The organism is Paenibacillus sp. FSL H8-0548 (assembly GCF_038630985.1).
Classification (GTDB): domain Bacteria; phylum Bacillota; class Bacilli; order Paenibacillales; family Paenibacillaceae; genus Pristimantibacillus.
In genome coordinates, this window is record NZ_CP152049.1 from 2,876,770 (window position 1) to 2,889,568 (window position 12,799).

The following is a 12,799-nucleotide window of genomic DNA, read 5'->3' on the forward strand; positions in this document are numbered from 1 at the left end:
TGTATCATATGCCAGAACGGAAACAGTTAACGTGAAACTTGATGGGAAAACAGCGGTCGTTACTGGGTAGCATCTGGATTACTATATATTTAGGATATAAGGTAAATACAAAAGTAAAGTGTTCTCGTTCCACTCGTTATTAACAATATGTTAAATATAATGGAAGAAGGTATGAAAATGAAACTTTCAGGAAAAGTAGCAATAGTAACCGGAGCTGCTTCCGGAATGGGGAAAGCCATTTCCGAGTTATTCGCAGGTGAAGGGGCTAAGGTCGTCGTTTCTGATCTTAATTTGGAGATCGCCAGCCAAGTCGTGAACGAAATCGTGAACAAGGGAGGCGAAGCAATTGCTATTCAAGTAAACGTTGCGATGGAAGATGACGTACAACGCTTGTTCGATGAAACGATAAACTCGTACGGAACAGTTGACATATTAGTGAATAATGCTGGTATTATGGACAATTTCGTACCTGCTGGTGATCTAACGGACGAGCTGTGGGAACGTGTTTTCGCTGTCAATTCGACGGGACCGATGCGTACGATGCGGAAGGCTCTCGAAATTTTCTTGCCAAAGAATTCTGGTATCATCGTTAACGTCGCTTCCGCAGGCGGTTTATTCGGATCACGCGCCGGTGCGGCATATACAGCGTCTAAACATGCCGTTGTAGGATTGACAAAAAACGTAGGTTTTCAATATGCGAGTAAGGGAATTCGTTGCAACGCGATTGCACCTGGCGGTGTGAAGACAAATATCTCGGCTTCGTTGACAGCGCCACATTCGTTTGGAGCGGAGCGTGCAATGTCTGGTATGGGAATTAACCCTCGGGTGGGGGATGCTGAGGAGATTGCTAAGGTGGCACTATTCCTGGCTTCGGATGAGTCGAGTTTTGTCAATGGTACGATTATCACGGCAGATGCTGGGTGGACGGCATATTAAGGTGGATGTGGTCTTGGCTATAGCCCATACTGGCTAATTGCTGCTCCTGTCGCTATAGCGGTTGGCCTGTCCACGTCATCACATGCGCCATCGCCGAAGGCGAGACCAGGTTGACCTGGTACCCTTGTAGGCCGCAATGTGATTGCCCCTTGCTTCCTGTGAACAGGCGGGCTCGACGTGAAGCTTACTTTGAACACAACTATGAATTTAATGCTTTAAAGAAACAAAATCCGTGTCTATTATCTTGACAGAGGTCCAGAGTTGGACGTTTCTCCGTTCCGATATCGGTGCTACTGTAGCTATCGGTGCATTGGCGCGTAAAACGGATTCTTATTGAATCGAAAGCGTGCAGCTAATTAGTACAATATCGAGTTTTGAAAATGACCCAAAAAAACGGCTCAACCTCGAAATCAGCGCTTGATTATTAGCTAAGTCGATTGCGATTACATTCAACTAGAATTCCGCTCTTATACCGATCACGATTGCGTGTGAAGTAATGCCGTCGTTGATAAGCTTTGATTCGGTTATGCCGGCCTTCAACTGTTGCGTTCGTCCATCTGCAGCGATGGTAATTGATTATTTCTTCTTGCCAATTCCGCATCGTCTTCAGTGCACTTTTGATTGCTTCGTGGTCGATTTTTTCGCCCTGCTCACACCAACGGTTAAATCCCACCGTTGCAACTTCGGCACTTGGTGAATAGTCATACCAAGCCGTAAAAGCTTCTTTCCATTCCCAGCAGTTTCTCAGGAGTGGGGAGTATCCCAATAACTCATTGAGCTTGACCTTACTTTCAGCAGACAGAGATTCTGCTTGGGGATTTAAGAGACGATGATGCGTTTTGAGTACTGCTCTCGCTCGTGGGGAAAGCGTGATCTGTACCGTTTTTCGCACTTCTTGCAGCGCTTCAATCACGTAGCCATGGACATGAAAACGATCAGCGATTCGGATTGCCCTAGGAAAACATTCGCGAATCCAGGTGTGATAGGCTTGAGCTAAATCCATCACGACTGCTTTAGGCTCCAACATCAAAAAAACGGGGTGGTGCTTGGCATAGACGCGTAGATCCTCCAGCTTTCGCCCGGGTAAAAGATCAAGCATCATCTCTCCTTTCAGGTCATGGATGCCCGTGTTGTAGGTATGCCCCTTCTTGATAGCGAAGTCGTCGACACCCAAAACCAAGCCTTTGCTTTCTTTCGCTTGTTTCCATGCTTGCTCTGAAAGTCGTTCGCTCTCCAGAGGAACAGCATCGTTATGCATCTGCTGAATCGTGCTGGTGGGCGCCTGCTGCATACGGGCGCTATGTGCTGCGGTAGAGCCAATAGCTTGCTCAGCAGCTCTCTCTCGAAAGAGGTTGCTGTATTGCCTTTTGGTTCCAACAAATTCGTACACCCATACAAACCCAACATCGCATTGATTGCATGCCAGTCGGATGGATGGAACCAAAAGATACACTTTTTTCCCGAACGCGGGTGTGTGTCGGACGCTACGTATGTCATTGCTGCCTTTACGAATGACATATTCATCTGATCTACAAATTGAGCAGCATTGTTTTTGAGCGATTGGTGTTACCTCTATATGAATTTCATCTGCGCTTATTCGCACAATCTGCTTAATCTGTAGCTCTGGTATGTCGAGCATTTCATTGATATACTGGATCTGCATCTGTCATTTCCTTTTTGTTGTTGGGTAGGACTTACAACAATACAGGAGTGGTAGATGTTTTTCCATTTCTAACCTTGGGTTATTTCGTCAAGCACTGATTTCTGTTTTGAGCCAAAAAAACCAGGCTTTATTATTCCGAATCCAATTCGAGGCGGAGAGGTGAAACAGTTTGTTCGGGGAATGAAGAGCAGTACACCCGATTCAATTGTACAGGAATTGATCTCTGATAACCTTACGCAAATTCAGGTCAGGCAATATTGGGCCGGTATTAATTGACATCAATCGTTCAATGAATGAAGAAGGCTATCAAGGAGTACAGCTCACCACGGATGAAAATTGGGTTTATTGCTCACCGATGTCTTGGCATCCGGAGGGTAAGCATGCCATGTGGCCGGAGGTGCTTAGAGGCAGCGATTGTACACAAATGCGGCTTCAGAAGGTGAAGCTGCTTGATTATGAACCGCAGACACCTGTTCCATTTGAAGCAACTACGGACAGTATCCCGTACGGGATAAAAGACTTGACCATAATAAATTCAGCTAATAAAAATATAGATGGGAAAATTGCAGGAAAACATTCCGGATATATACACTATACTAGAAATTCCTCCAATTCCTCTGGAAACACGGAATCCCAAAAGCTTCGGATATGCGGCATATAATGGTATTACACTAAATATCGCAGATCTGTTAGAATAAATGTTGTATCAATTTTTAAATTCATGTTTACCTCAGAACTGTTATTTGATAATATAATCGTAATATGAAATGCGATGAAGAGACGAGTAAATAAACGAATTCTTTCACAGAGAGCTCCGTTAGCTGAAAAGGAGTAAGAGTTATTTATTGAAAAAAGACTCAGAGCAGCACATTGGAGCCCTAGATAAAGGGGTGATGGTGTGACAGGAGCTCCTGTTACAGAGCTAGAGTATAAGCATTGCCAGATGGCAAAGCCGTACTTGAAGAGGCTAATATGGCGACATAGTAGTGAACCTAGGGTGGTACCGCGAGTATACAAATCTCGTCCCTAAGACTTTCCATAGTCTTAGGGACGGGATTTTTTTGTTGCTATAATAAAATTCAGCTTATATTCAACAAAAGGTACACCAAATCAGTCTGTTTGAATAATTATTTAGGAAGATCATTTCAAGTTGAGAGGAATGGAATCGATTATGACAGAAAAATTAAGGGTTGGTATTGTTGGAGGAACAGGCATGGTGGGGCAGCGGTTCGTTCAGCTGCTGGATCAGCATCCATGGTTTAAAGTAACGGCTATAGCTGCAAGTGCAAGTTCGGCAGGTAAAACGTATGAAGAATCTGTGCAAGGCAGATGGAAGCTGTCTGGTCCAATACCTGACGCAGTGAAAAATATTATCGTTCAGGATGCTTCCAAAGTAGAGGAAATTACTGCTCAAGTCGATTTTGTATTTTGTGCAGTGGATATGAAGAAAAATGAGATTCAAGCTTTGGAAGAAGCATACGCAAAGACGGGCACGCCTGTTGTTTCTAATAATTCGGCTCATCGCTGGACACCTGATATCCCAATGGTTATTCCGGAAATTAACCCAGGTCATTTAGATGTAATTGCTGCACAGAGAAAGCGTCTAGGTACTTCGACCGGATTTATTGCGGTTAAACCCAACTGCTCCATTCAGAGCTATGTGCCGGCGCTTCACGCACTATTAGACTTCAAACCGACGAATGTGGTTGCATCCACGTATCAGGCCATATCTGGAGCCGGCAAAAACTTTACCGACTGGCCAGAAATGTTGGATAACGTCATCCCTTATATTGGCGGTGAGGAAGAAAAGAGCGAGCAGGAGCCGCTGCGCATATGGGGAACCATCGAAAACAATGAAATTATTAAAGCAAGTGCACCATTGATTACAACACAATGTATCCGCGTTCCGGTATTAGATGGACATTTGGCAACCGTATTTGTATCGTTTGAGAAAAAACCTTCGAAAGAAGAAATTCTTAATCGCTGGCAACAATTCAAAGGACGTCCTCAAGAGCTAGGACTGCCAAGTGCACCGAAGCAGTTTATTACTTATTTTGAAGAAGAGAATAGACCACAGACGAAGCTTGATCGTGATATCGAGCGCGGTATGGGAGTTTCAGCAGGCAGATTACGCGCAGATTCCTTATTTGATTATAAATTTGTAGGACTATCGCATAACACATTGCGTGGAGCAGCGGGCGGTGCCGTTCTGATTGCCGAGCTGCTTAAAGCGGAAGGGTACATTCAGTCAAAATAGGATAAATAGTTTGTTATTAGAATCAAGCCTCTCCATGCTGTAGGCTGGCTGTGGAGAGGCTTTTTTGCTGTTTGTTGGAGTATAGGGCTACTTAAACTTAGACACGGGTATGATATGGCGTCTACCATGGGTCTATTTGGCATGTAGATGCAAGGGACCTCAGCCATATTCAGTTTCAATATCAAACAAATATTTTGCCGAATCTTGTCATTTATCTGTCATTGGGATCGGATATACTTGTCCTTATATGCGTTAGAAGCATGCTCAACTATTTGGAAACAATGAGGAGGCACTCTATGAAGAACAATAATTAGGTAGATTCACAATTGATAAAATATTTATAACCAACTAGGAGTGAGGAAGTACCATGAAACGCTTTTCAGCATACAGTTCAATTTTGGCTTCGGCTTTGGTTTTGATCCTTTTAAGTGGTTGTGTTCAACAACGGAATCAGGTGGAGTTTCGCTTCGAAGATGATGTACTTAGTGGTTCGCAGCATGTTTTTGTAAGATATTCAGATAGAACTGTAACCGATCAACAAGACGATATTGGGAAAACCTCAGTAACTGTCTCAACTTACGATTCTAAAAAAATTGTAGGCGGTTACGTGTATGATGGTAATGTAAGCTGGGTTCCAAATTATTCGTATTCGTTTGATTTTAATTTGCCTGCTATTGTATTCGTAAGCGGAATTTTAGAACATAGGCCTGACTCTGCAGCAGATCATGTCGTATTAGCAAAAGAACCAGAAAAGGTTATTAAAGAATCTGGAGACTTTGTAGATTTGACATTTGCAGTTTATGATAGCTATGGTGAGCTAGTGGATGATCGCACAGAGATATTCGCTCATTCTACGGATTCAAGTTTAATCTTTTGGGACACAGACCCAGTTAGCTCTAATGGAGAAGTGGAGGAGGGCTTCTCCTCGTATACGGTTGGTGGATTGGTCACTTTTCTTATTAAAACAGACATTAATCATATCATGGAAAAGCCTATTTCTTTGTACTCAGGTCCAAAATTAATTTCGAAGAACTTCTTTAAGGTTGTTGAAAGCATCGAAGTAAGTAGCGCCGGAGATGTTTCTTCTTTAAAAGTAGGCGACACTTTAGAAATGAGTGCTGGAATACTACCAGTAGATGCAAAACAGAAGACAGTAACATGGTCCGTAGAAAATGGTACGGGATCGGCTAGCATCAACGCCAGCGGCCTACTGACGCCAGTATCAGCAGGAACGGTAACGGTTAAAGCTACAGCTACAGATGGAACAGGTGTTGAAGGAACAAAAGTGATAACGATCACAGTACCAGTCAATGCAATCACAGTAACAGCAGCAGGCGAAGCTTCCACGGTAGCAACAGGGTCGTCGCTTCAAATGGCGGCCGAAGCAGCTCCTGTAGATGCAAGTCAGAAGACAGTAACATGGTCCGTAGAAAATGGAACAGGTTCAGCTACGATCAACGCAAGCGGTTTATTGACGCCAGCATCAGCAGGAACGGTAACGGTTAAAGCTACAGCTACAGATGGAACAGATGTTGTAGGAACAAAGGTGATAACCATCACAGTACCAGTCAATGCAATCACAGTAACAGCAGCCGGCGAAGCTTCTACGGTAGCAAGAGGGTCGTCGCTTCAAATGACGGCTGAAGCAGCTCCGGCAGATGCAAGTCAGAAGTCAGTAACATGGTCCGTAGAAAATGGAACAGGTTCAGCTACGATCAACGCAAGCGGTTTATTGACGCCAGTATTAGCAGGAACGGTAACGGTTAAAGCTACAGCTACAGATGGAACAGATGTTGTAGGAACAAAAACGATAACCATCACAGTGCCAGTAAATGCAATCACAGTAACAGCAGCAGGCGAAGCTTCCACGGTAGCAACAGGGTCGTCGCTTCAAATGACGGCTGAAGCAGCTCCGGCAGATGCAAGTCAGAAGTCAGTAACATGGTCCGTAGAAAATGGAACAGGGTCGGCTACGATCAACGCAAGCGGTTTATTGACGCCAGCATCCGCTGGAACGGTGACGATTAAAGCTACAGCTACAGATGGAACTGGTGTTGTAGGAACAAAAGTGATAACCATCACAGTACCAGTCAATGCAATCACAGTAACAGCAGCAGGCGAAGCTTCCACGGTAGCAACAGGGTCGTCGCTTCAAATGACGGCTGAAGCAGCTCCGGCAGATGCAAGTGAGAAGTCAGTAACATGGTCCGTAGAAAATGGAACAGGTTCAGCTACGATCAACGCAAGCGGCCTACTGACGCCAGTATCAGCAGGAACGGTAACGGTTAAAGCTACAGCTACAGATGGAACTGGTGTTGTAGGAACAAAAGTGATAACCATCACAGTGCCAGTGAATGCAATCACAGTAACAGCAGCAGGCGAAGCTTCCACGGTAGCAACAGGGTCGTCGCTTCAAATGACGGCTGAAGCAGCTCCTGTAGATGCAAGTCAGAAAGCAGTTGCGTGGTCCGTAGAAAATGGAACAGGGTCGGCTACGATCAACGCAAGCGGTTTATTGACGCCAGCATCAGCAGGAACGGTAACGGTTAAAGCTACAGCTACAGATGGAACAGGTGTTGTAGGAACAAAAGTGATAACCATCACAGCGCTTACTAACGGCGGGAGCAGTGGTGGCAACGAAAGTAAGCCTGAACCAAAACCCACACCTGCACCAGAACCTACAGCAAAACCAGAAGTGACGTTTGATGAGGCAGTCGTCAAAGCTGAAAATGTTTTATCCAGTCTTACTAAGAAAGTAGAAGAAGCAAAAGCTGATCCTACAAAGGTTCAATTCAAAGACACGGCCTCCCATTGGGCCAATGCAACGGTTAACCTCTTTGTTAAATTGGGCGTTGTTAACGGATATGAAGATGGTACCTTCCATCCTAATGCAAGTATTACCCGTGCTGAGTTTGCCACAATTATTGCAAATGTATTTGATATTTCTGGCACGGGTATTGGAAAAGGATTAACGGATACGTCAGGACATTGGGCTGAAGCTTCAATTAATGCTCTGACTGAAATTGGAATTATTTCAGGTTATGAAGATGATACATTTAAGCCAAACAAAGAAATCAGCCGTGCTGAAATTATATCCATCATCTCCAAAATTGTTAACCTTAACCATGTAGAGGTCGCTGCAAAACCTGATTTCTCAGATATTGATGGTGCGTGGAACAAGGAACAAATTGAGAAAGCTGCAACAATTGGCATAATTAGTGGACAAGGCAATGGGCAATTTGCGCCCAATAAACCCTCTACTCGTGCAGAAGCTTTAACTATTGTTTTACGTGCTCTTCAAACGAATCCGGAAATTAATATGCTATTAGTATCTCAACTTTCGCAGCCTGAAATTGGCAAGTAAGCCTTGATGTAATTGGGCAAAGCGGAGATCCAGAGCTGTAGTTGACTTTTTATCATAGTGGATAGCTTTTTGCCGACTTGATTAGCGATTTCGTTCATCAATTCCACCAGTTGCTGTAAAGCCACTGCCCAGTCCAAAGAACCGACTTCATCGCATAGCAAATAAAACAGTCCACCGAGCGTCCGTTGATCGGTACTTTGCCGATGCTGCCAAGCCAGCAGAATATAACGGGAAAAGACAATCGTAGTATGGCTAATGAGCAGATCGTAGGAGCGACCTTGGAACTCTTTTTGCAGGCGCAGCAAGGATTTAGCGCATTTGAAAAAGACCTCGATGTCCCAGCGAAGAGCGTAGATTTGAATGATTTCCGGTGCCGTCAGTGTGAGATCCGTCGATAGAATCGCGAGCCACTCGTTTTTCTTGGAGCGATGGCGAACAAAGATCACGACGACTGGAATACCGGGAACCAGTTCCGTATGAATCTGACGCAAAATATTCCGTTGCTTCCCTTGGACTTGCGTTGCAGATCGGTAAAGACCTTTGAGATCGACCCGCTTGCCCTGAACGAGATATCGCTTGTTGTCGTTTTTCACCATGCCAATGACATGAAGACCTCGTTCCACCACTCGCTCGATTAAGGGCGCATGAGTGAACCAACTGTCCATGAGTACGTAAGACGCAGAAACACCCGAGGCGATGGCCCGATCCAGCAGTTCAGAAACCAGATGCGGGGCCGAAAGCAGAGCTTCTTTCCGGCGTTTGTAGCCAGTGGATCGCTTATCGATTCCCGGATGAATACCGGTCAGTCCAGCCTTCACAGAACTGAGCAGGGCGAAGTCCAGAGGGAGAAATGTATGGCCGTCCGACCAGCCTAAAGTCAGCATACGGAACCCCTTATAATAAGCACCGGTGGCGTGATCCTTGAACCGAGCGAGAAGTTCTACCGCTTTGCTGCGATTTCGTTCAAACATGGAATCGTCGACAATAAACACGGAAGTTCGTGTGACGGAGGTCAAGGTTTCGACTCGCTGAACGGTGTCACTGCTGAGAGAAGTCAAGAAACGCCGCCAAGCAAATCCGCTGTGATTAAGAAACCGGTAGACGGCATCTTTGCCAGGAAAGGCTTCACTTTTGGAACTTTCGAGCAGACGAAACCAGTTCTTCTGATGAAAGAGAAGGACAAAAACGAGCATAAATAGATGGGAACAGGTATAGCCAAAAGTCTTTTTGAATCCTGCATTTCTCAGGTGCTTCAGTACACCGAGTTCCTGAAAAGCAGGCCTCATTTCAGGTGGGAGTTGATCTAGGGACGACTTTTGCTTTATCATGGAAGGGACACCTCTTCTTTGGTTTAGTGGATCTCGACAATCTCACTTTACCAAATGAAGCGGTGTTTTTCTATATGGGCAAGATCGTTACTTAAACCAGCTTTACCTTAACACCGGATTGGAGTCAACTCGGTTTTGACTCTGCGAAAGTTGAGTTAGTATCTATTAAATAATTAATGCGACCTGCTTTTGGGTGGGACCGAGCTTGAAAATGGAACTGTAACATGCAGATTAAAAAAGCAGCTTGCTCCTCATCCGAGGACTGGCTGCTTTTGTTCTTGTATAGGAAACTATGCATTCTCCGAATCTGTTGATAATGATGCTTCGGCAGCAGCAATGAGCAGCTAACGAAAGCTAACGGAAGCCAGAGACGCTAAAGTTGCATTTTGGGTTAGCGTCACATTTTAACGGAAGTGGGAGACGCTATTCCGCAGAAATGAAGCGAGATCGTGCATGTAGGGTACAAATAGAGGCTTGTGCTTCCGTTAGAATCTCAAAACGAAAAATAAAGGCGATTTAGCGTCTGTGGTTTCCGTTAGAAGTTTGAACTGACGCGTCTGCGATTTCCAATCATCCGTAAGGGTGATTTTGTTCTTGTTTAGGAAATTATGCGATGCTAAAAAATGTGGATAATCGAGTCGAAAAAATAAATAGGGGGGGATCGTTATGGAGAAGCGAGAAACATGGAAGAAACGAGGGATCGTGAAACAGATCTTGAAGGATCATTTTCATGGGTTTTGGGAACTTCATGCGAATCTATTCCCGGAAGAACTGCAGAAAGCGATACCGGAAGCCGTAAACAAGGCAACGCGATGCGGCACGAAGGATATGGGTTACGCGAGATATGAATGTATGGGTTGTACGGAGGGAAAACCGGAACCGGTCATTATCTGTTTTACTTGTAAGAGTCGGTTTTGTCATGGATGCGGAAAGAAATACACCGATGACTGGGCAGAAAAGCAACAGGAGCGAATCCTGAATGTCCCCCATCGTCATACCGTGTTTACGGTACCAAAAGAGTTGAGGAAATACTTCTTTGAGGATCGGAGTCGTTTGAACGAGCTTAGTAAAGAAGTGGCGAAGGTCATCCAATATTACTATCGGCGTAAAAATAAGAGCAAACAGTATGACGTGGGCGTCATTACGGTCATTCATACGTTTGGAAGGGATCTAAAGTTTAATCCGCATATTCATGCCCTGGTTACGGAAGGTGCGTTAGATTGCCATAAGCAGTGGAAGAGTGTGGAGTATATTTCTTTTACCTACTTGAGAAAGTCATGGCAGAAGCTACTTATGGATTTAATGTTGAAGTGGCATCCTGGCGATGCGAAGGTAAAAACGTTGGTAAACCAACTGTACAGTCGGTACAAGCATGGATTTTATGTCAACGCAGAACAACGAATGAAGGATGCCCGTGGAGCGGCCAAGTATATTGGACGTTATCTGGCTCGTCCGGCAATCGCAGAGTATCGCATTATAAAGTATGACTACCATACGGTACATTACTGGTACGAAGATCATCAGACAGGAAAGAGGATCGATGTCGTAGCCCCTGTCATGAAATTCATTTATGCCCTGGTGCAGCATATCCCGCCGAAGCATTTTCGAATGGTAGGCAGGTATGGCCTGTACAGCAGAAGTAAGAATAAGGAGTCGCAAAAGATCATTAACTTATGGCGGTACATGGTCCATAAACAGATTGAAATGACGTTCCCGCCGAAGGAAAAGAGAAGAAAGACGTACCGTCAGCGGATGTTGGAGACTTATGAACGGGATCCGATCGCCTGTCCCTGCTGCAAACAAACCATGTTGCTTGTGGTTATTTGGCATGCAGACTATGGGCGAATTTATTATTATGATGAGGAAAGTGAACGAGCGTATAAGAAGAAATGGGGGGTTCGGGCTAATGAACGAAAGGAAAGGCAAGAAACAGGATAGCGAAAAGGAAGAAGCTGTTGAACTATTTTCCTTTGATGATGAGGAGGAAGAAGTCTTTATCGATTATGTTTGCGTAGATTGCGGATGTTTAGATCCTGTGCCTGATTTCATCGTAGGAGAGTGTTCTTATGAATTAGGACCTGAGGAGAGTCCTGTGTTCGTATGCCCGGAGTGTAACGGAGACTTGGTGAGGAAGAAAGAGCCGGCGGAGAAGTAACCGTCGGCTAGTACGTAAATTCACCGTAGGTGATTTTGTTCTTGTATAGGAAACTATGCATTCTCCGAACCTGTTGATAATGATGCTGCGGCAGCAGCCAGTGAGCAGCTAACGAAAGCTAACGGAAGCCAGCGACGCTAAACTGCCATTTTGGGTTAGCGTCACATTTTAACGGAAGTGGGAGACGCTATTCCGCAGAAATGAAGCGAGATCGTGCATGTAGGGTATAAATAGAGGCCTGTGCTTCCGTTAGAATCTTGAAACGAAAAATAAAGGCGATTTAGCGTCTGTGGTTTCCGTTAGAAGTGTGAGCTGACGCGTCTGCGATTTCCAATCATCCGTAAGGGCGATTTTGTTCTTCTAACTTCAGTATTTGGTTATTTCCATTTCGTGGCACGTCCAAAGGGCGATGCTTTGGAGGGCTTGCTTGAGTGTGCGTTACACCTAAAACAATGGTTCTACTCTTAGCTTTATTTTAGAGATATTGTATTCGTTTTGCAGTGGCCTCCAAGCGGATGTCTCTTTTTATGCTATGTTATAATGGAAACCTAATGATTTGTTTAGCTGGCTATTCCAGACCAATCCTAATGAAGAACAAAGCAGCAAAAAGAAATGCGTATTGTTCCGTTGGTTGAAGATGCGCTGCGCTGGGGGAAAGCGCAGCAGATACAGGCTTGAAGTAAAGGAGATATGACAATGGCAGCTTCAAATAAAGCTTTAAAGACTTGCGACAAGGGACATCAATTTTATAAAAGCAGCGATTGCCTATCCTGCCCGACTTGTGAGCAAGAACGTAAACCTGGCAACGGATTTCTTTCTCTTCTTGCTGCACCTGCAAGACAAGCTCTGGAGCATAAGGGAATAGCTTCTTTGCAACAGCTCTCAACATATAGTGAAAAAGAGATCTTACAATTTCACGGTATGGGGCCAAAATCGTTACCTGTACTCAGGGTAGCTTTGATGGAACATGGGTTATCATTCAAAACTAACTGATCCTGATTAACCGGGGATTGTCTTGCGAAGCGAGAAATCAACGATGATTGTTCCAATGACAAGGGAGAAGAGCAACGTTGCTCTTCTCCCCCTTATTTTTATT

9 protein-coding genes and 1 other annotated feature are annotated in these 12,799 nt (G+C 44.7%); of the genes, 7 read left to right on the plus strand and 2 right to left on the minus strand.

Annotated elements, in window-relative coordinates; translation table 11 throughout:
* Nucleotides 1-177 precede the first annotated feature (177 nt).
* Entirely contained in the window at nt 178-936 is a 759-nt protein-coding gene (locus MHI37_RS11800) for an SDR family oxidoreductase (protein ID WP_076338221.1), read from the plus strand.
* A 424-nt stretch (nt 937-1,360) separates the two neighbouring features.
* On the opposite strand, the gene MHI37_RS11805 is transcribed toward MHI37_RS11800, so the two are convergent.
* Nucleotides 1,361-2,599, minus strand: a complete 1,239-nt coding sequence (locus MHI37_RS11805; RefSeq protein ID WP_076338222.1) for an ISL3 family transposase — start codon at nt 2,597-2,599, stop codon at nt 1,361-1,363.
* A 289-nt stretch (nt 2,600-2,888) separates the two neighbouring features.
* Here MHI37_RS11805 and MHI37_RS11810 point away from each other — a divergent pair, with 289 nt between their 5' ends.
* The 3 genes from MHI37_RS11810 (at nt 2,889) to MHI37_RS11820 (ending at nt 8,220) form a co-directional block, all read left to right on the plus strand.
* Nucleotides 2,889-3,260 (plus strand): hypothetical protein, encoded by a 372-nt coding sequence (locus MHI37_RS11810; RefSeq protein ID WP_179090260.1) that lies wholly within the window; start codon nt 2,889-2,891, stop codon nt 3,258-3,260.
* Nucleotides 3,261-3,362: 102 nt separating this feature from the next.
* Nucleotides 3,363-3,630 (plus strand) — a binding site (T-box leader).
* 140 nt (nt 3,631-3,770) lie between these two features.
* Entirely contained in the window at nt 3,771-4,856 is a 1,086-nt protein-coding gene (gene asd / locus MHI37_RS11815) for an aspartate-semialdehyde dehydrogenase (RefSeq protein WP_076338230.1), read from the plus strand.
* A 367-nt stretch (nt 4,857-5,223) separates the two neighbouring features.
* Nucleotides 5,224-8,220, plus strand: a complete 2,997-nt coding sequence (locus MHI37_RS11820) for an Ig-like domain-containing protein (protein ID WP_342556550.1) — start codon at nt 5,224-5,226, stop codon at nt 8,218-8,220.
* Here MHI37_RS11820 and MHI37_RS11825 read toward each other — a convergent pair.
* Nucleotides 8,190-9,548, minus strand: coding sequence for a transposase (locus tag MHI37_RS11825; protein ID WP_342556500.1), 1,359 nt, complete (start codon nt 9,546-9,548; stop codon nt 8,190-8,192). The two genes, MHI37_RS11820 and MHI37_RS11825, sit on opposite strands and share 31 nt — an antisense overlap.
* A gap of 666 nt (nt 9,549-10,214) precedes the next feature.
* On the opposite strand from MHI37_RS11825, the gene MHI37_RS11830 reads away from it, so the two are divergent.
* From MHI37_RS11830 to MHI37_RS11840, 3 genes are all read left to right on the plus strand, one after another.
* Nucleotides 10,215-11,486 (plus strand): transposase, encoded by a 1,272-nt coding sequence (locus tag MHI37_RS11830; RefSeq protein WP_076334764.1) that lies wholly within the window; start codon nt 10,215-10,217, stop codon nt 11,484-11,486.
* Entirely contained in the window at nt 11,455-11,703 is a 249-nt protein-coding gene (locus tag MHI37_RS11835; RefSeq protein WP_076334765.1) for a hypothetical protein, read from the plus strand. Before MHI37_RS11830 ends, MHI37_RS11835 begins: the two co-directional genes overlap by 32 nt.
* A 696-nt stretch (nt 11,704-12,399) precedes the next feature.
* On the plus strand, nt 12,400-12,696 hold the full coding sequence (locus MHI37_RS11840) for an RNA polymerase alpha subunit C-terminal domain-containing protein (protein ID WP_076338761.1): 297 nt from the start codon (nt 12,400-12,402) through the stop codon (nt 12,694-12,696).
* Nucleotides 12,697-12,799 lie beyond the last annotated feature (103 nt).